Annotated in this window: 17 protein-coding genes; 5 read left to right on the top strand and 12 right to left on the bottom strand. The window is 41.5% G+C overall.

What is annotated here, in order from left to right:
• Window positions 1–5: 5 nt before the first annotated feature.
• The 5 genes from CQZ96_RS18970 to CQZ96_RS18950 are packed head-to-tail and all read right to left on the bottom strand — an operon-like array spanning window position 6 to window position 6229.
• On the bottom strand, window positions 6–776 hold the full coding sequence (locus CQZ96_RS18970; RefSeq protein ID WP_056513049.1) for an ABC transporter ATP-binding protein: 771 nt from the start codon (window positions 774–776) through the stop codon (window positions 6–8).
• On the bottom strand, window positions 773–1699 hold the full coding sequence (locus CQZ96_RS18965) for an iron chelate uptake ABC transporter family permease subunit (RefSeq protein WP_105713525.1): 927 nt from the start codon (window positions 1697–1699) through the stop codon (window positions 773–775). The genes CQZ96_RS18970 and CQZ96_RS18965 overlap by 4 nt, the downstream gene beginning before the upstream one ends.
• Window positions 1700–1716: 17 nt before the next feature.
• Window positions 1717–2661: an ABC transporter permease gene (locus tag CQZ96_RS18960; protein WP_105713524.1), complete on the bottom strand. Its 945-nt coding sequence runs from the start codon at window positions 2659–2661 to the stop codon at window positions 1717–1719.
• Window positions 2661–4430, bottom strand: a complete 1770-nt coding sequence (locus CQZ96_RS18955; RefSeq protein ID WP_105713523.1) for an ABC transporter ATP-binding protein — start codon at window positions 4428–4430, stop codon at window positions 2661–2663. Before CQZ96_RS18955 ends, CQZ96_RS18960 begins: the two co-directional genes overlap by 1 nt.
• Window positions 4424–6229, bottom strand: a complete 1806-nt coding sequence (locus tag CQZ96_RS18950; RefSeq protein WP_105713522.1) for an ABC transporter ATP-binding protein — start codon at window positions 6227–6229, stop codon at window positions 4424–4426. Before CQZ96_RS18950 ends, CQZ96_RS18955 begins: the two co-directional genes overlap by 7 nt.
• A gap of 213 nt (window positions 6230–6442) precedes the next feature.
• Between CQZ96_RS18950 and CQZ96_RS18945 the strand changes: the two genes are divergently transcribed.
• Window positions 6443–7063, top strand: coding sequence for a TetR/AcrR family transcriptional regulator (locus CQZ96_RS18945; RefSeq protein ID WP_056513063.1), 621 nt, complete (start codon window positions 6443–6445; stop codon window positions 7061–7063).
• A 309-nt stretch (window positions 7064–7372) separates the two neighbouring features.
• Here the strand turns inward: CQZ96_RS18945 and CQZ96_RS18940 are convergent, their stop codons facing one another.
• Genes CQZ96_RS18940 through CQZ96_RS18915 form a run of 6 tightly spaced genes read right to left on the bottom strand, consistent with a single transcriptional unit; the run spans window position 7373 to window position 14196 of the window.
• Window positions 7373–8431, bottom strand: coding sequence for a 2,3-butanediol dehydrogenase (locus CQZ96_RS18940; protein WP_056513081.1), 1059 nt, complete (start codon window positions 8429–8431; stop codon window positions 7373–7375).
• Between the two features lie 22 nt (window positions 8432–8453).
• Window positions 8454–9239 (bottom strand): acetoin reductase, encoded by a 786-nt coding sequence (locus CQZ96_RS18935; RefSeq protein ID WP_004717552.1) that lies wholly within the window; start codon window positions 9237–9239, stop codon window positions 8454–8456.
• A gap of 11 nt (window positions 9240–9250) precedes the next feature.
• Complete coding sequence (lpdA, locus tag CQZ96_RS18930; RefSeq protein ID WP_105713521.1) at window positions 9251–10651, bottom strand: dihydrolipoyl dehydrogenase; 1401 nt, start codon at window positions 10649–10651, stop codon at window positions 9251–9253.
• 10 nt (window positions 10652–10661) lie between these two features.
• Complete coding sequence (locus CQZ96_RS18925; RefSeq protein ID WP_105713520.1) at window positions 10662–12197, bottom strand: 2-oxo acid dehydrogenase subunit E2; 1536 nt, start codon at window positions 12195–12197, stop codon at window positions 10662–10664.
• 1 nt (window position 12198) lies between these two features.
• Complete coding sequence (locus CQZ96_RS18920) at window positions 12199–13218, bottom strand: alpha-ketoacid dehydrogenase subunit beta (protein ID WP_004717558.1); 1020 nt, start codon at window positions 13216–13218, stop codon at window positions 12199–12201.
• A 15-nt stretch (window positions 13219–13233) separates the two neighbouring features.
• Window positions 13234–14196, bottom strand: coding sequence for a thiamine pyrophosphate-dependent dehydrogenase E1 component subunit alpha (locus CQZ96_RS18915; RefSeq protein ID WP_034610596.1), 963 nt, complete (start codon window positions 14194–14196; stop codon window positions 13234–13236).
• Window positions 14197–14557: 361 nt separating this feature from the next.
• Between CQZ96_RS18915 and lipA the strand changes: the two genes are divergently transcribed.
• From lipA to CQZ96_RS18895, 4 genes are all read left to right on the top strand, one after another.
• Complete coding sequence (gene lipA, locus CQZ96_RS18910) at window positions 14558–15550, top strand: lipoyl synthase (protein WP_105713519.1); 993 nt, start codon at window positions 14558–14560, stop codon at window positions 15548–15550.
• Between the two features lie 313 nt (window positions 15551–15863).
• Entirely contained in the window at window positions 15864–16961 is a 1098-nt protein-coding gene (locus CQZ96_RS18905; protein WP_004717563.1) for a helix-turn-helix domain-containing protein, read from the top strand.
• An 894-nt stretch (window positions 16962–17855) separates the two neighbouring features.
• Entirely contained in the window at window positions 17856–18791 is a 936-nt protein-coding gene (locus CQZ96_RS18900) for a siderophore-interacting protein (protein ID WP_105713518.1), read from the top strand.
• Window positions 18792–19306: 515 nt separating this feature from the next.
• Complete coding sequence (locus CQZ96_RS18895; protein ID WP_228722738.1) at window positions 19307–21475, top strand: TonB-dependent siderophore receptor; 2169 nt, start codon at window positions 19307–19309, stop codon at window positions 21473–21475.
• A 179-nt stretch (window positions 21476–21654) separates the two neighbouring features.
• Here the strand turns inward: CQZ96_RS18895 and CQZ96_RS18890 are convergent, their stop codons facing one another.
• Complete coding sequence (locus CQZ96_RS18890) at window positions 21655–23247, bottom strand: BCCT family transporter (RefSeq protein WP_004717570.1); 1593 nt, start codon at window positions 23245–23247, stop codon at window positions 21655–21657.
• Window positions 23248–23347 lie beyond the last annotated feature (100 nt).

Below are 23347 nucleotides of genomic sequence, written 5' to 3'. Positions count from 1 at the left end.
TGTATTCAAGCTCCTGTTGAGTTGAAGTAGTTGCACATACAGCCTTGTTCACTGTAGGTAATTTCAAAATCAAGTTCATACAGATCATCTAATTGTTGCGCAGTAATCACCTGTTTGACTGGACCACTAAAACGCAGTTTGCCATTCTTCAACGCAACAATATGGTCAGAATAATTCGCTGCAAAATTGATGTCATGAATCACCAGAATCACGGTACGCCCCTGTTCATCACATAAACGACGTAATGCATGCATGATCTGAACAGCATGTTTCATATCAAGGTTATTTAAAGGCTCGTCCAATAAAAGCACCTCAGTCTGCTGAGCAATGGTCATCGCCAGAAAAGCCATCTGCCGTTGGCCTCCACTCAATTCATCGATATAGGCTTTACGTAATGCTTCTAAATTTAGAAATTGAATTGCCTCATCAATCACCTGATGATCGTTTGCGGTCAAAGCACCACCGCTATAAGGGAACCGCCCAAAAGACACCAGTTCTTCTACGCTCATGCGTAAGTTAAAGCTTGGAGACTGTCGTAAGGTTGCAACATATTTGGCATATTCAGCCGTTCGGATCTGGGTAATATCTTTCTGCTGAAATAAAATTTGACCTTGATCAGGGCTCGATAAATTTGCCAGCATCATCAATAAAGTCGATTTACCCGCTCCATTTGGACCAATGAGTGAAGTCACCTGCTTTTCAGGAAATTCAATATTGACATCCGAAAGCACACTTTTTCCCCCATAGGATTTATGGATATTACGCACCCTAATCATGAAACACCTCTGGCACGAACTGTCAGTACAAGAAAGTACACACCACATACCAAATTGACTAAAATACTGACTGTCGTTTTATAATTAAAAACATGCTCAACTAAAATCTGAGCGATAATAAATATGGCAATCGCCACAACACAGCCGATGGCTAAGGTAAATTTATGTTGATGTGTTCCGGCGAGTGCATAAGCAATATTGGCAATAAACACCCCCATAAATGCGGTAGGGCCAATCAAGCTGGTTGAAATTGCAACCAAGACGGCAATCAAGGCAAGATAAAATTTGACGTATTGATGATGATCAATCCCCAATGAAATTGCCTGTTCACGACCGAGCACCATCACATCCAAAACAGCATATTTTTTTCTCAGTAACCCAAGAACCATAACAACTGTCACCACTGCATAAATTAATGTTTCAGGTTGAGAACGATTAAATGAGGCATAGCTGAGTCCTTGAAATACTGAAAACTCACCGGGGCTTATTTTGAGCTGGATAAACTGAGTGACGGTACTAATCACCATAGTGAGTACTAAGCCAAATAACAGCAGTTGAAAGACATCATTGCGCACTCGGGTCAGCAACCAACGGTGCATTGCCCACGAATAAAACAGCATCAGCAAGATTGAAACAAAGAAATTTCCATTTAAACCCAGCCATGACAATCCAGAAGTGCCAAGAAAAAACAGCAACATGACCTGCCATAACAAATAGACGGCTTCATAGCCCATGATGGATGGGGTTAAAATACGATTGCCGACGATGGTCTGAAAGATAATCGAAGAAAATGCAACACATATTCCACCAAGCACGATGGTGGCGAGCCGAACCAGTCGTTGCGGAATGACATAAGCAAAATCAAATCCTGCATTTAGAAAAACAAACAATACCGCCAGCACCATTACGCCGAATACCAGCATCGATAGCTTCAACTTTGTCACGATCGAAGCCCTCTCAGAATCAATATCAGGAATAAAACCCCACCGACACCACCTGCAGTTAAACCAATCGGCACTTCAAAGGGATAAAGTACAGAACGTCCGATAAGGTCACAGACCAACAGTAAAGAAGCACCTGCCAAAGCCACAATGGGTAAGGTTTTTGCCAAGTTTTCGCCATACATCAAGGCAACCAGATTGGGAACCACCAATCCGACAAAAGGAATAGCGCCAACGGTAATCACCGTTGCTGCAACAGTGATTGCAACCAGCAACAAGCCAATTGCAGCCATCCTTACATAGCCTAGCCCCAGACTTGAGGCCATTTCCTCACCCATCCCCAGTACCGTAAAGCGATGAGCAAAAATATAGCTCAGTACCACGATGGGCAAAATGATATAAATCATTTCATAGTGGCCTTGAATGACTCTTGAAAAGTCCCCAATCAGCCAGCCTTGCATGCTCTGCAAAATATTATTGCGATAAGCATAGAACTCTGCCAATGCACTCAATATGCCGCCATACATCAAACCAATCACAGGCACTAAAACGGTATTCCTAAATTGGATACGGCGAATGATGGCGATATAAATCAGACTGGCAAGGAAACAAAAAAGCATCGCAAACAGCATTTTACTGAGTACACTTGCGGCTGGAATAAGCGTTAATGACACTAAAATTCCAAGCTTGGCGGCATCCAAACTCCCAGTTGTACCCGGTTCAACAAAACGATTTCGGACAATATGCTGTAAGATCACACCACACACTGACAAGCCCACACCCGTTAATACAATCGTGATCAAACGTGGAATCCGACTTGCACTAAGGGTGAGCCATGCATCACTGGATGCAGAAAATAAGTCTAACCATGCGATTTGCTGAGCACCGAGTAGTAAGGATGCGATGCACAACATACCAAACAGCAACAATAAAACGACAGGCATTAGGCATGCTCTCCGACCTGTACATTTTTGCCTAGTCGCCATCCTTTAACCGCCTGCCCCTGCGCTAAATAACGGGCATAATGCCCATGCAACAAGCGTAATTGTGCGGGTGTTCCCTGCTCAATCACTCGGCCTTTTTCTAATACCGCAATGTGATCTGCAGCGGCAATTGTCGAGAGTTGATGTGCGATCACCAATATTGTTTTTTGACCTCGTAAGCGATTCAGCAATTCACAAATAATCGCCTGATTTTCTGCATCTAAAGCAGCAGTTGCTTCATCCACCAAAAGAATAGGTGCGTCTTTAATCAACGCGCGAGCAATGGTAATCCGTTGTCGTTCACCGCCTGATAGTCGTACACCACCCTCTCCCACCATGCTTTCAAGACCATCAGGAAGGCGCGCTAGCATTTCTGTGATGCCCGCTTGCTGGACTGCCTGCATCACCTGATCATCGGTTGCATTGGCTTTACCCATACGAATATTCTGAGCAATCGAGCCCGAAAACAAATAGTTGTCTTGGAAGATTTGACTGATCTGTGTAGTCAGTTGTTCATAGCGTAATTGCTTGACATCCACCCCACCTAACAGCACTTGCCCTTGATTGACATCAAAAAAACGAGCAACGAGCTTGGCTAAAGTGGTTTTTCCAGAACCAGAAGCACCTATCAGCGCCATCATACTGCCTGAGGGGATATATAAATCCACACCCTTTAAGACATCAGGCTCATCCTCTGCATAACGGAATTGAACATTTTTAAATTCAATCGATGCATCATTGGGGCTTTTAGAAATTTCAACTTGTGCTAATGCTTTGGCGTTAAAAATCTGTTGTATAGCTTCAAGTTGACTGCCTGCACTACGCAATACTTCGCTATAGCCTGCAACCTCAAGCAAGGTGTCAATAAATCGACAAACGAGGAGCAGTGAAACGGTAATGTTGACAATGTCTGCCAATAAGAACTGATTTGCGCTGTGGATGTTCAGCCAAAACACCGTAACAATCAAAAATATCGCAAACACAATTTGAATGGCCCAGCTATTCAATACCGCTGATAAGGACGACATTAAAATAAGCTTTAAACCGAAATATCGTTGCTGGTCTACGGCTTGATGGATAAATCGGGTGCTACGACCTTCACCATTAAAAGCACGTAAAACGGATTGAGCTTGCGCGAACTCCACCATACGCTGGCTTGTTTCAGCAAAACTCTGTTGGTATCGCTCATCTGTAAAACGAGCAATTTTGCTGGTCAATCTAAAGACCAGCACAATCAACGGAAGCGCAACCAATGCAATCAAGCCGAACACACCATGTATACATAACAATGCAATAACAATGATCAAAGGCGTGATCACACTGCTAATCACAGGGGTAAAAACGTGTGCTGGTAATTGCGCAACCGACATCATGCCTTGGGTGACAAGATGATTGAATTGAGTGGTATTTTGTTGGGTAAACCAACCGACTGGTAGACTTACGGCATGATGCCCCAAACGCAGACGAGCATTTTCTAAAACAGCAATACCAACAGCAATTCCCATTTGCTCCACTACACGGCGAAGACACCAACACAGAATGATTGCAAAAAATAATAAGATCAGCCAAAGCGCCATTTGATCAAGATTAGCAAGCATCAATTGAGACAAAATCAACGCCAACATGATCAGGCTCAGGCCACAAAACACAGCATATACAACTGCCATCGCCAGATAACGGTGAAGAATAGTGACATCATCACCCAGCAATTGAGAAAAGGTTTTTAGCATGATGCTTCTCCCATTTGCGTGTGAACATGCTTTTCGGTATAGGACCATAATTGATGATATAAACCTTGCTGAGCGAACAACGCTTCATGGGTCCCCTGTTCAACAATTTGTCCTTGATCAAGGACAAGAATTTGGTCAGCATTCATAATGGTATCTAAACGATGTGCAATAACTAAAAGGGTTCGACCTTGGGCAAATTTTGAAAGTGCATCCTGAATTGCAATTTCATTTTCAATATCAGCAGCAGCTGTGGCCTCGTCCAGCACCAATATCGGTGGGTCCAGTAAAATTGCTCTGGCAATACTAATCCTTTGACGTTCACCCCCTGACAACTGGGCATCTTTCCCCACAATAGATTGATAGCCTTGTGGCAACGCCATAATTCGATCATGAATATTTGCAGCCTTTGCTGCGTTTTCTATTTCTTGTTGGTTGGCGTTTGGACGTCCGAGTGCAATATTGTCACGTACACTGGCATGAATGAGACGAGTATCCTGCAAAACAAACCCGATCTGTTGATAAAGTGTGGTGGTTTGAATATCGCGTAGATCTACGCCACCAAGCGTGATCGTTCCTGCAACAGGATCAAAAAAGCGTAGCAACAGCTGAGCAATGGTTGACTTCCCTGCACCCGATGGACCGACAATTGCGGTGATGGTTCCAGACTTAAGTGAAAAATTAAGATCAGATAGCACTTGATGCTGCGCTGTATAGCCATAACTGACTTGATGAAAATCAATACTGCTGTCTTTAATCTGTAACTGTGGATTCCCTTTAGCCATTGGCAATACTGGTGTATCCAATAATGCCAAAATTCGCTGTGCGGCAGACTGACTGGCCTGTAGATCATGTAATAAGGTATGCAACAATAAAACAGGGGCGCAGATGGTTGGTGTAACCAACATAAAAGGCAGTAAATTTATGGGTTTAAGCCAACCCAAAGAAATCAATAGTGTTCCACTCAGCAGTACAACACCTAATATGGTGATCGGTGAAATCATCGCATGGGCATGTGCCATAGATTTAACTAAGGGACGAGTAAATATTCGAAAAGCATCTGCAAATGAATGAACGGCTTGCTGATAGCCCTGTGAAGCCTGACCACTTTTGCCAAAGGTTTTGACAACGGGTATCGCATGGATAAATTCAACAGCGGCACTATTGATCTGACCCAGCTGAGTGGCAAATTGCTGAATATTATTTCCACTGGCACGCATGGCCTTACGTAAAAATATGACAAAGCCTAAAAATGGCAATAATGCTAAAATCGCCATGCGCCAGTCCATCATCAATAGAAAAATTACAGCAACACTAATTGTGCCGAATGCACGTCCAACAGCGGGATAAAAATGTGCAGTTAAACTATGCAGTAGACCAATGTCATCCTGCATGATTTGTTTAACTTCTCCCGAACTTCTGCCTGTAAACCAGCCCAGAGGAACTTGGGTCAGATGCTGGGTTATCTTGCTTTGCAATTGCCCAGTAATTTCATGATCCGCCAAATGCGCGATTAACTCACTGACAGTCAACAAAAGCATGCCGAGCAACAAACACCCGATACTGAGTAACATCATCCATAGGATTTTATCGTCACCCTGTTGTGATCCACCGAGTGTAGTTACTTCGGTAAATATAGTACTGATCACCCATGTAATCGCAATCAAAGGCACCAAGGTGAGCATTGAACCAACCGCTGCTATGACCGAAGCCAGAATTAACTTGAGCCGAATTGGATGCAATATAAAATTCAATGGATTTGAATACTGAGCCTGAACTTCTTTTACATGACTTGCACACATAACAGTAAAAATCCTGTGTCTGATCGTTCATATCAATCTGCTTTTGGTCAGTTGATTCTGACTAAAACTCCGCTAGATATGCCATCAAACAATAATGAGAATTAATATCAATAGATTTAGTTGCATTGTAGTAAACTAATTAAGCAAAGTAAACGATTTGACCCTCATCCATTCACATGGCAACATTAAAAAATTAATTTTTACGGAATAAATATGTCTTCTCTGAGCAAACCGTCTTCTCGCGGTCGCCCACGTACCATCACCCATGAACGCATCATGAATGCTGGGATTGAGATCGGTTTATTGAACCTTACATTTGTTGGCGTTGCAGCTGCACTTGGGGTCAGTCATATGGCGTTATACAAACATATTGCCAGTTTAGAAGACCTCAAATATTTGATTGCAGAAGAAATTTTTATTCGTTGGGAAATACCACAGCCTTTAGAAAAAAATCCGATTCCATTAAAACAATATCTGTTTGAATTTATGCATTCAATTCGAGAACTGGTGAAGTCCAACCCCGGCTTTACCCCCTATTTAATTCGTCGAATGGCATCAACACCTTCGATGATTACCAAAATTGAAAAACATCATCATCAAGTTGCGGCGGCTTATTCTCTTTCTGAAAAGCAGGCGGGTTGGTTAAATGCAACCATTGCATTTCACTGTATCGCGGTTGCAGATACGATTTATTCTGTGGCGGGTAAAGAACCGATTAAAGACACCCAACGTGCCGCTGAAGAAGCAGAAATGGAGGCGGAATTTATCCAGAGTATGGAGGCATTAATCATTGGGGCATTAACCATGATTAATGAAAGAGATGATTTAAAATAACCAGATATAAAACTTTATTGAATCAGGCTGTCTTTAACAGCTGATTCGCTAAGATCATTGCGTAATGGCTAAGTATATCTAAACCAAGCATAGACCCAAGTTTAAACTTATCTATAAAAGCTTTTTTGCAGCTAAACCTCAAGACTTGCTTGAATAACTCTTGGCTTGGATTGCTCAATTTAAAGATTTTAAACCAAGATCTCTATTTCACTTCATCTAAAACCTGTTATTGGTTATTGATCAATGATTGTGATGCCTCCCACAAACTATTCATCAACCAATAACAAGCCTCATCGAGTTGTATGGTTTCTAAGGATGCACAATAATCTTGACCGCAGATTCGTTGTTATGAATCAAGGTTTCAAAGCCTTGTGAAACCAAATCATCTAAAGCAATTCTTTGGGTAATAAAAGGTTCTAAATTAATTTTACCTTGCTCAACCAAGCGAATGGTTTCTTGATGGTCATTGACATAGGCAATCGTGCCGCGAATATCCAGCTCTTTCATCACCACACTATGCACATTAATCGTTGCAGGATGACTCCAGATTGAAACTATCACCACCACACCCGTCGGTTTCATGGCTGCCACCAGTGTATCCATGACCTTATTAACACTACTGCATTCAAAAGCCACATCCACCCCACGGTCTTGGGTAATTTTCATTACTTCAGCCACAACATCCACTTGAGACGGATCTAGCACATAGTCGGCAACACCTGCTTCTAAGGCTTTTTCTTTACGTTTTGCACTGAGCTCGGTAATGATGACAGTTAAGCCTTTGGCCTTTAAAATTGCAGACAATAACAATCCAATCGGGCCCGCTCCACCAACCAAGGCAATATCACCTGACTGTGCTCCACTTCTTACAAAAGCATGATGTCCGACAGATAAAGGTTCAATCAATGCGGCTTGATCCAAGGGAATTTGGTCAGAAATGGGATGTACCCAACGGCGTTGTACCGCAATTTTTTCAGATAGCCCACCACCGCGACCACCTAGACCAATAAAATTCATATTTTTTGACAAGTGATAATTGTCATGTGGTCCAGTCGGAACATCATCTGCAATGATATAAGGCTCAACCACAACATGTTGCCCCACCTGAATATCATCCACGCCATCCCCTACAGCGTACACCACGCCTGAAAACTCATGACCCATAGTCACGGGTGCAGCTTCACCCGAAATCGGGTGCGGATGACCACACGGAGGAATAAAAATTGGACCATCGATAAATTCATGTAAATCTGTTCCACAAATACCACACCATGCGACTTGGATTCCAACGGTTCCTGGTTGTACCTGTGGTTCTGGAATATCCTCAATACGGATATCCCCTTTATCATAAAAACGAGCTGCTTTCATTGATGCATTCCTCATTCCAGTATTAACGATAAACCATTCCGCCATCGGTCAAAATTGACTGTCCAGTAATATAATCAGCGTCCTCACTGGCTAGAAAAGCAACCAATGCGGCAACATCATTTGGGGTTTCGGCACGTCCTAAAGCAATTCCATCCACATATTTCTGATAAGTTTCACCAACAGGTGCACCTGTGATATCAGCAAAACGTTGATCTATCTCGACCCACATATCTGTACCGACTACACCGGGACAGTAACTATTTACCGTGATACCAGCACTGGCATATTCTTTTGCTGCGGTTTGAGTCAAGGCACGAACGGCAAATTTAGTGGCTGAATAGACACCAAGCAAGGCAAAACCCTCATGCCCAGCTATCGAACATGCATTGATGATTTTGCCAGCATGTTGGCGCTGTTTAAATTTATCGGCAGCGGCCTGAATCCCCCACAGCACACCGCCTACATTGATATTCATAATCCGATTAAATTCATCTGGACTCACCTCCGCCAAGGCTTGGACTTGGGCAATCCCTGCATTATTAATAATGATATCAAAGCCATTTAATGTCGATTCTGCATGATCAATCGCACTGCTGATTTGTACAGGATCAGCAACATCTGCAATAAATGTGGTGGCTTTTACCCCAAATGCTTGAATCTCTTGCTGAACAGCAGTTAACTTTTCTTGGTGAAGATCAACCAAGGCAATATGTACGCCCTCTTGTGCCAAGCGTAAAGCAATACCGCGTCCTATGCCCTGTGCGGCACCAGTAATTAATGCGACTTTATTGTTTAGACCTCTAGGCATGTTGCGACTCCTTAAATATGGATTGCACGTTGCATTGCCGATAAAACCGACTCATGCATCGCCTCAGATAACGTAGGATGTGGGAAAATAACCTGTGCTAGGCTTTCATCAGTGGCTTCTAAATATTTAGCGATGGCAAAGCCCTGAATATGTTCAGTGACCTCATGACCCACCATGTGTGCCCCCAACAATTCCCCTGTTTCTTGATTAAAAATAGTTTTTACAAATCCTGTGGTCTCGCCTAAAGCCAAAGCTTTACCATTGGCTTGTAAAGGGAATTTACCTACATTGATTGTAAAACCTGCTGCTTTGGCTTTTTGCTCGCTTAGCCCAATACTTGCAACCTGCGGATGGGTAAAAATACACCCTGGAATTTGGCTACGATCTAAAGCATGTACATGCGTCAGTCCAGCAATTTTCTCCACACATAAAATTGCTTCATGACTGGCTTTATGTGCCAAGCATGGCGCACCTGCGACATCACCAATGGCATAAACTCCAACCACATTGGTCTTACACCACGGATCAACTTTGATAAAACCATGCTCAAACTCAATACCCAATGTTTCTAAACCCAGATTTTGAGTATTGGGTTGCACACCGATTGCGGAAAGGACTTTTTCAACAGTGATGGTTTGTACACCTGTTGCAGTTTCAACATGACAATGTACTTGGCCCTTGTCGATTTCGATGTTTTGTACAGCGGCTTCAGTCAAAACCGTCATGCCATGCTGTTCAAATTGCTTTTGCACATATTTGGCAACTTCTATGTCTTCACTGGGTAGGATCTGTTTGGCAATATCAACCAAGGTGACTTGGCAACCTAAGTCCTGATACAAACTGGCAAACTCACTGCCAATGGCCCCTGAACCAATCACCAAAAGTGATTTCGGTAATTGTTCTGGGACTAAAGCCTCTTTATAACTCCAGACATGCTGTCCATCGACAGGAACATGTGCTAAATTGGCGGCTCTAGCACCCGTTGCCACAATAATATGTGGTGCAGAAATCTGTTGTTTTTGCCCCTTTGCATCAGTCAATTCTAAGCATTCTTTCGCGATAAATTGAGCGCTTGCATTAAAAACAGTAACTTGATTCTTTTTCAGTAATTGCCCAATCCCTTGTACCAACTGTTCAGACACCTGACGGCTATGACGTACCAGTTGTTGGATATCAAAATCAATCGCCCCCAAAGAAAAACCAAACTGTTGTGAATGTTTAAATTGCTGTCCAAGCGCCGCGCCACTCAATAAAGCTTTGGTTGGAATACAGCCCCAATTCAGGCAAATGCCACCCAAATGCTGTTCTTCAACAATCGCTGTTTTTAAGCCCAGTTGGGCTGCACGAATCGCAGCCACATAGCCACCTGGACCAGCGCCTATCACAATAAGATCAAATTGTGTGTCTGACATGCTCATGCTCCTACACCAAAATCAATGCAGGATTTTCAACAAACTGCTTAAATGCTGCCAAGAACTGTGCGCCTAACGCACCATCAATCACCCGATGATCACAAGACAAGGTTGCGGTCACCATCTGTCGAATCACGATGCTCTCATTTTCAACAATTGCCCGTTTTTCTGCTGCACCTAAAGCTAAAATCGCACCTTGGGGTGGGTTAATAATCGCGTCAAACTGTTGAATGCCGAGCATACCTAAATTCGAAATACTGAAACTGCCGCCCTGAAATTCATCAGGCGCCAATTTGCCGGTTTTGGCACGTGTTGCAAGATCACGCATATCATTGGAAATTTGTGCCAAAGACTTGGTATTGGCAGCTTTAATGATTGGAGTGATAAGGCCATTCTCAATCGCTACGGCAACCGAGATATCCGCCTGATCAAACTGCAAAATCTGCTGATTCTCTTCATCAAACTGAACATTGACCTGCGGCACTTTGATCAATGCAGCTGCTGCCGCTTTAATCAGCATGTCATTGATTGACAATTTCACTTGCGGCACAGTGGCATTAATTTGCTGACGTAATCCCTGAATGGCATCTACATTTAAATTTACTGTTAAACGGAAGTGTGGTGCATTGCGTTTTGCTGTCTGTAAGCGTGAAGCAATGGCTTTACGCATACCATTCATCGCAACGGTGGTCACCTTGGCAGTTTCTGTCAGTGTTACATCAGCGCTGTTTTGGGCAGGTGCAGGGTTTTCACGCTGATAAACTGCTTCAACATCTTCCTTACAAATACGTCCTCTGGAGCCTGAGGCTCGGCAGTCATGTAAATTAATGCCCCATTGTTTGGCTAAACGACGTGCAACTGGTGTTGCCAACACTTGGCTATCATCTGCTTTAGATTTCGCCACTTTACCACTCGGTTGCTGTCGAATATCGGGCCATGATCCACCCGCAGCTTGAACTGCGGTTTGAATGTCTTGCACACTGATACGACCTTCACGCCCTGAGCCTGAAACCAGCGCCAAATTCACTTGATGCTTTTCAGCCAATTTCAAGGCATGCGGTGTTGCAAAAGCATCCTCAACATGTTGGTAACCTTGTAATGCCGCAGGAATTACATAGCCATTTTGGGCAACAGCTTTTGATACCTGCTCAGTACGATTCTGTTTAGGCACAGCTTGTGTCTTGGTTTCAGGCTGAGTCGCTGTCAGCTTTTCAGTAACCACTTCAACAGCTTTGCTTTCATTGACAATAGGTGCACCAGCCAAAGATTGAGCAAAGGCATCAATTTCAGCATCAGAAACTTGCGCATCTGCACAAATTGCAATGATCCCGCCAACCACTAAAGTATCGCCATTATTGGCAATGATTTTACGCAAGGTACTATCAAACGGTGCTTCAAGGACATTGACGATTTTTGTGGTTTCAATTTCACAAATTTCTTGTCCTTTACTAAACTGCTCACCTTCTTGAATCAACCATTGGGCAATGGTGCCCTCTTCCATCGATAAACCCCATTTTGGGATTTCTAAAGTTTTAATTTCGCTCATCCTAAGCCTCCAACGTTTTACGTACAGCCTGTTCGATACGTTCTACACTTGGTAGCCATTGTTTTTCTAATACGGGTGAAAATGGCACAGGTGAATGCGGTGGTGTCACCAGTTCAATGGGTGCTTTGAGATAATGAAAGCCTTTTTGTGCAATCAATGCAGCCACATCATGCCCAAAACCACAACGGGCAGCAGACTCATCAACAATCACCACACGCCCTGTTGACGCGACAGATTCTAAAATACCTTCTTCATCCAGTGGAGAAATCGTTCTTGGATCGACAACTTCTACAGAAATCCCCTCCTTGGCAAGCTTATCCGCGACTTCATTGGCACGATGCACCATTAAACTTAGCGCAATAATCGTGACATCGGTTCCTTCACGGGTGTAATTTGCCACACCAAAAGGAATGGTATATGGTTCATCTGGAACTTCACCTTTGATGTCATAAAGCAATTTATGTTCACAAAAAACCACGGGATCATCATCACGGATGGCTTGGATCAATAAGCCTTTTACATCATACGCACTAGATGGCACCACGACTTTTAAACCGGGTACAGCAGCAAACACGTTATACGGGGATTGTGAATGTTGTGCGGCAGCAGAAAAGCCTGCGCCGATCATGCCTCGAACCACTAAAGGCGCTTTGGCTTTTCCACCAAACATATAACGAAATTTGGCCGCTTGGTTATACAACATGTCATGACATACGCCATAGAAGTCCATAAACATCAGGTCAGCCACAGGTCGTAAACCTGTTGCAGCAGCCCCTGCTGCCATTCCAATAATTGCAGATTCAGTAATCGGGGTATCAATCACACGCTCTGAACCAAACTCTGTCCATAGCCCTTTGGTGACACCAAGTACGCCGCCAAAGCCTTCGAGTTTATTGTCATCCGTATTTTTACCGCCATGCCCACCACGGACATCTTCACCGACAACAATCACGCTTGGGTCACGGCGCATTTCTGATTCAATCGCTTCTTTAATCGCGTTTCGATAACTTTTATTTGGCATTGCTTTACTATTCCTTTAGTAAGAGACATAAACGTCGGTAAGAAGTTGAGAAAGTTCTGGATAATTGGCAGCACGTGCTTTTGCGACAGCAGCATCGACATTGGCTTTTGATTCAACATCAATTGCATCCAGTGTGGCTTCAGCAATCTTGCCTTTGACTTTTTCACGGAAAATTTTCAACGGATCTTTATGCTCTTTGACATAATCGAGCTCTTCTTTTGAACGAATCAGTCCTGGGTCACCTTCAAAGTGTCCATAAAAACGATTGGTAATGGTTTCAATCACACTTGGGCCTTCGCCACGCCGTGCACGTTCAATGGCTTTTTGGGCGACCTCATACACAGCAAAGAAATCTGTCCCATCTACTTTTTCAGCAGGCATACCAAAAGCCGCAGCACGACCAGCAATATCTTTACTTCCGACTGCATAATCATGTGCAGTACCTTCACCAAAACCATTATTTTCAAAAACAAAAATCACTGGGAGTTTTAAAACCACAGCCATATTCATGGCTTCAAAGGTCAAACCTTGGTTAGAACCACCATCCCCAGTAAATGACAAGCCAATTCCACCCGTCTTTAAGGTTTTTGCGGTTAACGCAGCTCCAATTGCCAAAGGCGGCCCACCACCAACAATACCGTTGGCTCCCAACATACCTTTGTCTAAATCAGCAATATGCATTGAACCGCCTTTGCCGCGGCACAAACCATCGTCTTTACCAAAAATTTCCAACATCATGCCGTGAATATCACATCCTTTGGCAATGCAGTGACCGTGACCACGATGGGTTGAGGTAATAAAATCTTTGTCGGTCAAATTTTCACAAATTCCAACGGCTACCGCTTCTTCACCACTGTAAAGATGGATAAATCCGGGAATATCACCTGTATTATTTTCATCGTGAAGTCGATCCTCAAACTCACGAATATCTCGCATCCGTCTGTATGCTGCTAGCAATTGCTCTTCCGTTAATTGCATATACTTATTCCTTCATGCTCACAGTTAAAAGTAAAAACCATATATTTAAAACAAATACTGGTATTTAAAACCCGTATATTTATATAAAATTATTTCATTAAAAATTAATATTAGACTAAAAAAATATTTCTTTATAAAACACAATAAAAATATTAAAAACAGCACTTTATAAAGCAAAAAATATTTGTAAATTTTTATAATTTTCAAAAACTTAAAAAATCAAACCTTTAACCAACCTTTATTTTATAATATTAATATTTTGCACTCTTTTATTATATTGATAAATATTTTAAATATATTTGACATCATAGATAAAAATGTCATTTTATATTAAATTATTTTATTTAATGGACTATTTAAAATGGATTTAAAAGTTTCAGTCACCACGGGACAAAAACTACGTGGTGCAGATAAATTGGCACGTATTCCAGTAAAAATTATCAGTACAGAACAGATCCCACAAAAGCCTGAATGGATTCGCACCAAGATCAGCCAGCCTGAAGAAGTGCAACGTATTAAAAATTTATTACGTCAACAAAAACTACATACCGTATGTGAAGAAGCCGCGTGCCCCAATTTGCCACAATGCTTTGGTGGTGGAACAGCGACCTTTATGATTATGGGAGATATTTGTACCCGTCGATGCCCATTTTGTGATGTGGCCCATGGACGTCCCAATATTTTGGATGCTGATGAACCGAAACATTTAGCAGAAACCGTTAAAAATCTAAATTTAAACTATGTGGTGATTACCTCAGTAGACCGTGATGATCTTATTGACGGTGGAGCACAACACTTTGCTGCATGTATTCGAGAAATCCGTAAAAGTAGTCCAGATACGCTGATTGAAATTTTAGTCCCTGATTTTCGGGGCAGATTAGAAGTTGCCCTCAACATTCTGAGCGAAACCCCGCCAGATGTATTTAATCATAATATTGAAACGGTCCCTCGTTTGTACCGTGCAATGCGTCCAGGTTCAGATTATCAACATTCCTTGGAACTGTTAAAACGGTTTAAGCATTTACGTCCAGACATCGCAACGAAATGTGGCTTGATGGTGGGATTGGGTGAAGTCGAAGCAGAAGTTATTATGTTGCTGAATGACCTCAGTGACTATCAGGTGGACTATGTCACCATTGGTCAATACTTACAGCCGTCTAAATCTCATGCCCCAATACATCGTTTTGTTTCATTGAAAGAGTTTGAACATTATCAAGCACATGGTGAGTTATTAGGGTTTAAAAATATATGGAGTGCGCCAATGGTTCGTTCCAGCTATTTTGCTGATCGTCAATACAAGGGCGAGCCTGTACCCAAGCCGTTTACACGTGAAAACATTGTCACAGAAATTTAGGATGATTAAGTGTTAAAGTGAATATGGACGCCTAAACATTAAACAATGAGTACTAAAAAATGAGTACTAAAAAGATCACACTGTCTTTTTATTGGTAACTTTATTTAACATTTGTGAGCAGAAAACTCATTTCAAAGCGAAACATTAACTTCTAAAGTGAAATAAATGAATTAATAAAGATGATTATTTTCGGAACACTATTTGTTTGAATATAGCTTAAAATCTGGTGTGATCATCAACTAAAATCACCAGACACAACGACAAAGAATACAAGGTATTAATGGCATAACCATTCATCATAAAGGAATATGATATGAAGCTATTGAATCAATTACAGCCACAAGCGCTTCGTTTACAGACCACACATTTTGTCAATATCGAATCCGTCACTGCTGCGCCACTTCTCGCTTTACCTACCGAACTAGAACCGTCACTGTTTCGTCGTTCTCTTCAACATAATTATGCGGATTTACTAAAAATTGCAGATGATTCTGAAATGGCAATTGGAATCACAGATCATCATGGCACATTACTTTGGACATGGAGCAGCCGTGCTATGCTCTCCTCTGCTGAGCAAGTGCATTTTGTCGAAGGTGGACATTGGTCAACACAGGCTGTCGGTACAAATGCGATTGGTTTGGCTTTAAATAATCATCTCTCTAGCTGTGTTTATTCACATGAAAATCAGATGAACAGTGTACAGGATTGGGTTTGTTATGCCGCGCCGATTGTTGACCCTGTATCTGGACAATTTCATGGTGTGATTAATTTATCGACCAAGTACAAGAAGCATACTTCACTGGGTGTATTGGCTGTAGAGCGCTGCGCAGAGTTGGTTCAACGTGCGATTCAATTTGAACAAAAAAACATGCTTTACCTTAAAGTTTTTGGTACACCTAAAGTTCAATTTAACCAACAGCTTTTAACTTTGACCCATCGACAAATTGAAATTCTATGCATTCTTGTGTTACACCCAGAGGGTATTAACCTAGATGAACTGCACTATGCGTTATACGGTGATCGGGACATTAGTGAAAAAACCTTAAAAGCAGAAATGTCACAATTACGCACCTTGCTCCCTAACTGTATTTTATCGCGCCCTTATAAGTTAGTTTGTGAGATTCAAACCGACTTTACCAGAGCTGAACAATCCCTCAATGCAGGTTTTCTCGCCAGTACATTTTCCCTCTACAAAGGAAGTTTTTTGGCCAAATCAGAAAGCCCTTTCTTGACCACATGGCGTGATTGTTTCGATGCGCGTTTAAGTCATCTGATTTATCAAATTCAGGATATTGACCCACTTTTAAAAATTATTAGTCGTCTTCCTGAACGTAATGATGCAATACAACGGGTACTGGAGTTATTGCCTGAACAAAGTCAGCATCGCGCGTATTTTTTAAAATTACTTTAGGCTCAATGAACTTAGATATTTTATTGCATAACTTGTAGTACAGTGCCGTTTTGCTCCGATGTTTAAGGCTATAAAGTTGAGTAAAGTAGAATACATCTCCTCAAGCGAGCTATGTTTTTGCTTGAAGTTGTTTTGCTTAAAATTGCTTTGTATAAAAAATGATAAATGAATCGATCTAAGATTAATTTTTAAGGCCAACGACAGAAAATGCACGGCAAATATAGTCAACCTGTCAAAAAAAATCAGACACAATAATATAATTTCTCTTAATTAATATTTTTAATTAAATCAAACATATGATGAAATGATATTGTTTAATTATATAAAAGCTTACACTGCCACATCTTACATTCAAAGTTTAAATCCCTTTGCGTAGGCGATGCCTCACTTTTCAGAGATGAAAAGTGACAAAAATCTTCTATTGGGCGAGGGGTACGTCCTGTACCCCCGCCCAACGGCGACATCCATGTCGCCTCACGGTAGGATCACCAGCTATGATTCAAAAGTATAAAAATGAATTGATAACCAACAATTTTTAAAAGTTCATACAAAAACATAAGCTTCATTTATGCTCAATGACTTGATGCAAATCACTTGTATGAAATAATTAGGTGATTTGACTATATAGAAAATTACAAGATTAAAATTAATATATTTTTCACGTAATTAAAATAAACCATTAGCCTGATCAATACTACAACGCCTCACAATCTTACCTCTCTCCGCAATAAATCAATTGCTAAAATTAAAATACAAGTAATTTAAACATAAATGCCCTTTAAATGATAATGATTATATTTTACATTTAACACAATGCAGATCTTCTCGATCCGCTCAGCACTGAAAGAAAGGCAATTGTGGTTTATTGCTTAATAAATATAGGTAGACTTAATAATGAATAGCCAACAACAAACGACATCAGATCAAAAAACAACTTTAGATCAAAAAATAGTACCAGACCAAAAAACGGTTTCAGACAAAAAAACAGTATCAGACCCAAAAGCGATACTGAAACAAGATGATCATATGCGGAATCTGGAAGTCATTGAGATGACGATAACGGCGATATCTCATCCTTTTCCTTCAATTGTACGTATCCGGGGCGAAATCAATACAACACAGCCAGACTTATGGACAACACCCAACCTTGCCATTCGTTTAGAAGTACTTCAACAAGCAGACGGCTTACCCATATCACGTGTATATACCGTGCGTTGCTTTGATCCAAGTACCCGCCAAATTGAAATAGACTTTGTTCTACATGCTGACCCAAGTCCAGCAATGCTTTGGCTAGATTCAGCAAAAATTGGCACTAAAATTCAACTTACTGGTCCAAGACCGCACTTCATCCCCAATTTTACCCCAACCAAACGCGTGGTGATGTTTGCTGACGAAACCGCCATTCCTGCCGTCTATTCAATTTTACAGCATTGGCAACCGGGGATTCAGGGAGAGATTTATATTGAAAGTTGTGAAGCCAATATTATTGATGATTTGCCAAAACATCATGGAGTAAATATGCATTTACTCCATCGGGAAAAACCACAGCAAGCGGGTAAATTGGGCATGCTACTTAAAGTTGCCGAGCAGTTTAAAGATCGTGAAGATATAAGCGTTTGGGCAGCCTGTGAACGTAATGAAGCAAGAGCGATACGTAAGCTGTTTACCCAACACAGTCATTTGAGTAAAGATGATATTCGTGTGGCGGGCTATTGGAATGTCGGCATGTCCAGCTCAACATTAGATTTGAGCCGAGTCGCATATTATCAAAAACATCTAGAACAAGGTAAAACGCTAGAAACATTTGATGATCTAGATATGCCTGTTTAAATCAAGCCATTACCCGATTTAAATACCCCCATCTCACTGTTCTTAAGACGGTTATTTCGGGGGAGTATTTGGAATGGAAATCAATCCTTGAGGTTGATGCTCTGGCTTTATTATGGCCTAACTCAATGATGATTGAACACAATTGACAGCAGCCCTCGGATCTCGCGATCCGAGTCTTTTTTATTATTCATTGCTCAGGCTGTGTTGCATAGCTATACATCATGGTCTGCTTAAAGATCCAAAGCGAATCCACTACAACATTTTTTCATGATGACTAATTATAACTACCGCGAAAACATGGTGATATAATTGCTGAAAATAAGATTACCAAGGTTGTTTTTCTCTAGCCAAGTGCAAAACTTAAAACCAATCTACCCGCCTTAACAGATGAGCCAATGTTATCTCAAAATGACAGGGATAAATTTGTTTGATCCTTTTTTAAATCTCAAACGACATTATAAGCGTACTCCTCACATCTTATAAGGCCGCTTTCGATGTCATCAACAAGAATGCAAATGACAGACAAAAAATACCTGTCAAAAATGATTCAAATGATCATGTTAGGTCTCACTTCTGTAGCTGCTACTACCCTTTTGCATGCTACTGAAGAGACGACTCAAAATAATGCAGAACCTCTCGCATTGCCAACACTCAAGTTTACAGCAAACCAATTGGGTGAAATTACAGAAAACAGTGGTGTCTATACTCCGGGTTCAATTGCCACAGCAACGCGTTTGGTTTTAAAACCCAAAGAAACCCCACAAACGATTAGTGTGATTACTCGCCAAGAAATGGATGATTTTAATCTCAACTCTATCGATGATGTTATGCGGCATACCCCGGGTGTTAGTGTGGTGACCTATGACAGTGAACGGACAGAATATTACTCCCGTGGTTTTGCAATACAAAACTTCCAGTACGATGGGATCCCGATGAATCGTGATTCGGCCTACTCAGCAGGAAATACCCTGAGTGATATGGCGATTTATGATCGTATCGAAGTTTTAAAAGGAGCAACGGGGCTTTTAACTGGGGTGGGTGATCCTGGTGCAACCATTAATCTCATTCGTAAAAAACCAACCAAAGATTTCCAAGGAAATGTTTCTCTTGGTCTAGGCACATGGAATAACTACCGCGGCCAAATTGATTTAAGTGGTCCACTTAACGAAACGGGCAGTATTCGTGCGCGTGGAGTTGCTGCGTATCAAGACAAAGAATCTCAATTAGATCGCTATGAACGCAAAACCCCTGTGTTCTACGGCATATTAGAAGCAGATTTAACCGACAATACCCTACTGACTGTAGGCGCAGATTATCAAGACAATAAACCTAAGGGATCAACATGGGGCGGTATCCCGATTTATAATACGGCGGGCCAATTCAATAAAATGCCGCGTGGCTTTAACAATGGTGCAAATTGGAGTAATTGGGAGCAATATACCCGAACCATTTTCTCAACCTTAGAGCATAAGTTTGATAATGATTGGGTCGCAAAAATCCAGTTAAATCATCAAATCAATGGCTATGATGCACAATTAGGCGCAGCGGCTGGTGGTCATCCAAATCCATCGACTGGCACTGGTGTTTCAATGTGGGCTGGAAACTATAAAGGCGAAACCAAAAGTGATGCTGCAGACATCTATGCAACAGGTCCATTTCAACTTTTTGGCCGTGAACACGAGCTGGTTGTCGGTGCAAGCATTTCTGAAAGCACTTGGAAAAATAATGGTTATGGTACACCAACTGATTATAAAACCAGTGTAGATCAATATTATCAATGGAACGGGAATGTTGCAGAGCCTGATTGGCAAAGAGGTAATCATTGGTCAAACAATGAAACCACCAAGCAGAATGGATTTTATCTCACTTCCCGTTTGAATTTACATGATGATTTAAAAGTCATTTTGGGTGGACGTATTGCAAACTATAAGTCAGAAGAGACGAAAGAGTCAGGTATCTTTATACCTTATGTCGGTGCGGTTTATGATTTAAATGACCAATACTCAGTTTATGCAAGTTACAGCACCATATTTAAACCTCAATCTGCACAAAATCCAAACGGTAAAACACTTGATCCGCTTGAGGGAGAAAACTACGAAGCTGGAATCAAAGGTGAATTTTTTGATGGTCGCTTAAATGCTAGCTTGGCATATTATCAACTCAAACAAGACAATTTTGCGAAAGAGATTCCAAACGTCCTTACACCATCTGGTGGTGTCGCATCTGAAGCGCTACAAGGTGTCAAAACCAAAGGGGCTGAACTCGAAGTTACTGGTGAAATTCGCCCGGGTTGGAATTTACATGCTGGCTTTAATCATAAAATCTCTAAACAAGATGGGATAAAGCAGAGCACTTTGACCCCTGAAAATGAATTTAGCCTTTATACCAGTTATAAGCTCAATCAATGGGTGGATGGTTTAACCATTGGTGGTGGTGCACGTTGGCAAGATAAGACTTGGGGCGATGTCACCAATCCAATGTATAAAGATCCTGTTAAACATGTGGTGTCTGATTATTGGCTATTTGATGCAATGGCAAACTATGAAGTCAATGATCAACTATCTGTTTCTTTTAATGTAAACAATCTTTTAGATGAAAAATATTATACGATTTTTAGCTGGTATAGCACGTATACATGGGGCGAAGGCCGTAACTATAATTTAGGACTTAAATATAAGTTTTAATCCGGTTTAACTGACTTCCTCTAGGCAATAAGCAAACTCCATACTGCCTAGAGGAATTTCTTCTATTTAACAGGCGCAATCAACTTTTGCTATTGCGCCAAAATCACTGATCTCATTTCATCCTGCACTAGCATCAACCTAATTGTGTATTAAATCCTCATGTTGATCTGTGGATCTTATTATTTGACGAGTTCAGAAGAATCAGTCGTTTTGTTGATGGCTTGTGGTGGTTGCGGGCTGGCTAAGTCCTGATTAATTGCTTTGGTTAAACCAAACATATACAGCAAAATAATCACCGAGAATGGTAAACCACATAGCACCACGGCACTTTGCATCGAATGAAAACTACCTGCTAACAGTAAACCAATACTGACAATCGTAATCACCACAGACCAGAAAATTCGCAACCAAATCGGTGAATCACTTTCATTGCTTCCGCCTTTTGTAGACAGATTTGCAATCATCAGCGTGCCAGAGCCCACTGGGGTCAAGAACAGTACAAAACAAATCACCACAACAATCCCAGCCACATAAGGATTAAAAGGTAAATATTCGAGCAACTTAAACAAAGACAAAGCTGGATCGGTAAGAACCATATCGCCCAAAACTTTTTGTTTTTGAGTCAAAATTAAATCAATTGCAGTATTTCCGAAAATGGAAATCCAAGCCAAAGTAAAGCCTAAAGGGATCAGACACACACCCAAGACCACTTCACGAATGGTGCGCCCTTTTGAAATACGCGCAATAAACATCCCAACGAAAGGTGCCCAAGCAATCCACCAAGCCCAATAAAACACCGTCCAAGAACCAAGCCAGCCTTTTGCTTGTGGATTGTATAAATACACATCAAAGCTTTTCGCAACAAAATGGTTGAGATAGTCACCCACGTTCTGTACCAAACCATTCAGTAAATGATTGGTTGGCCCTGTTAAGAACACAAATAATAATAACGCATAGAGTAAACGTAAGTTAATCCGTGAAAGCCAAGCCAGTCCTTTTTCAATCCCCACCACCGTGGTGATTGTCGCAACAGACATCATCACCAATACCACTGCAATCAGGGTAACATTGTTGTCGGGAATGGCTGGGACTAAATAACTAATGCCCGAAACCAACACCAGTGCACCAATACCTAGATTGGTGACCAAAGAAATCACCGTGGCTAAAATCCCAAAGCCATCCACAAAGTCGCCGATCAAACCATAGATCCGATCGCCAAAAATTGGATAAAGCGCAGAACGTAAAGCCAGAGGTAAATCTAAGCGAAAAGCAAAATAGCCCAAGGTGACACCCAATAAGGCATAGAGCACCCAGCCATGTATACCCCAATGTAAAAAGCTATACATCATGGCATCTCTGGCAGCTTGGATTGTGCCGCCCTCGCCTTCAGGTGGTCTTAAGAAATGATCGACAGGTTCAGCAACACCATAATACAGTAAGGCAATACCGATACCTGCTGAAAACAGCATAGACACCCAAGCCAAGTAACCAAACTCAGGTTTATCACCATCTTTTCCAAGTGGAAGTTGTCCAGCACGTGAAAAAGCCAACCATCCGACAAAACCCAGACATGCCACAATCACCAGCATGTAATACCAACCAAAGAGTTGATTGGCCTGCTCTTGCACATAGGTTAGCCAAAACTGACTTCTTTCTGGAAATAAAACAAACAATAGGCCAAAAATACCGATACTGATTGCAGAACTTCCAAACACAAATAAATTTAATCGAATCCGTTCGGATGAATATCCTTTATGGCTATTTGACACCATGCTATTGCTCCTTGCAATCGGTGTATTTTCTTAAAAAATAATAGGATATGTACTATTTTTACTGAACATCCTGATGGATCAGAATGTTGATGTATACACT

This window comes from Acinetobacter sp. MYb10, assembly GCF_002980175.2.
In the GTDB taxonomy this organism is placed as follows: domain Bacteria; phylum Pseudomonadota; class Gammaproteobacteria; order Pseudomonadales; family Moraxellaceae; genus Acinetobacter; species Acinetobacter guillouiae.
The sequence above is the reverse complement of the archived record's forward strand: the minus strand, read 5'-3'. Positions and strand labels throughout refer to the sequence as shown.

What these genes read in the sequence shown, in the direction of transcription:
- CQZ96_RS18970 (WP_056513049.1), bottom strand. Translation starts at nt 776, where the DNA reads ATGATTAGGGTGCGTAATATCCATAAATCCTATGGGGGAAAAAGTGTG.
- CQZ96_RS18965 (WP_105713525.1), bottom strand. Translation starts at nt 1,699, where the DNA reads ATGCTGGTATTCGGCGTAATGGTGCTGGCGGTATTGTTTGTTTTTCTA.
- CQZ96_RS18960 (WP_105713524.1), bottom strand. Translation starts at nt 2,661, where the DNA reads ATGCCTGTCGTTTTATTGTTGCTGTTTGGTATGTTGTGCATCGCATCC.
- CQZ96_RS18955 (WP_105713523.1), bottom strand. Translation starts at nt 4,430, where the DNA reads ATGCTAAAAACCTTTTCTCAATTGCTGGGTGATGATGTCACTATTCTT.
- CQZ96_RS18950 (WP_105713522.1), bottom strand. Translation starts at nt 6,229, where the DNA reads ATGTGTGCAAGTCATGTAAAAGAAGTTCAGGCTCAGTATTCAAATCCA.
- CQZ96_RS18945 (WP_056513063.1), top strand. Translation starts at nt 6,443, where the DNA reads ATGTCTTCTCTGAGCAAACCGTCTTCTCGCGGTCGCCCACGTACCATC.
- CQZ96_RS18940 (WP_056513081.1), bottom strand. Translation starts at nt 8,431, where the DNA reads ATGAAAGCAGCTCGTTTTTATGATAAAGGGGATATCCGTATTGAGGAT.
- CQZ96_RS18935 (WP_004717552.1), bottom strand. Translation starts at nt 9,239, where the DNA reads ATGCCTAGAGGTCTAAACAATAAAGTCGCATTAATTACTGGTGCCGCA.
- lpdA (WP_105713521.1), bottom strand. Translation starts at nt 10,651, where the DNA reads ATGTCAGACACACAATTTGATCTTATTGTGATAGGCGCTGGTCCAGGT.
- CQZ96_RS18925 (WP_105713520.1), bottom strand. Translation starts at nt 12,197, where the DNA reads ATGAGCGAAATTAAAACTTTAGAAATCCCAAAATGGGGTTTATCGATG.
- CQZ96_RS18920 (WP_004717558.1), bottom strand. Translation starts at nt 13,218, where the DNA reads ATGCCAAATAAAAGTTATCGAAACGCGATTAAAGAAGCGATTGAATCA.
- CQZ96_RS18915 (WP_034610596.1), bottom strand. Translation starts at nt 14,196, where the DNA reads ATGCAATTAACGGAAGAGCAATTGCTAGCAGCATACAGACGGATGCGA.
- lipA (WP_105713519.1), top strand. Translation starts at nt 14,558, where the DNA reads ATGGATTTAAAAGTTTCAGTCACCACGGGACAAAAACTACGTGGTGCA.
- CQZ96_RS18905 (WP_004717563.1), top strand. Translation starts at nt 15,864, where the DNA reads ATGAAGCTATTGAATCAATTACAGCCACAAGCGCTTCGTTTACAGACC.
- CQZ96_RS18900 (WP_105713518.1), top strand. Translation starts at nt 17,856, where the DNA reads ATGAATAGCCAACAACAAACGACATCAGATCAAAAAACAACTTTAGAT.
- CQZ96_RS18895 (WP_228722738.1), top strand. Translation starts at nt 19,307, where the DNA reads ATGACAGACAAAAAATACCTGTCAAAAATGATTCAAATGATCATGTTA.
- CQZ96_RS18890 (WP_004717570.1), bottom strand. Translation starts at nt 23,247, where the DNA reads ATGGTGTCAAATAGCCATAAAGGATATTCATCCGAACGGATTCGATTA.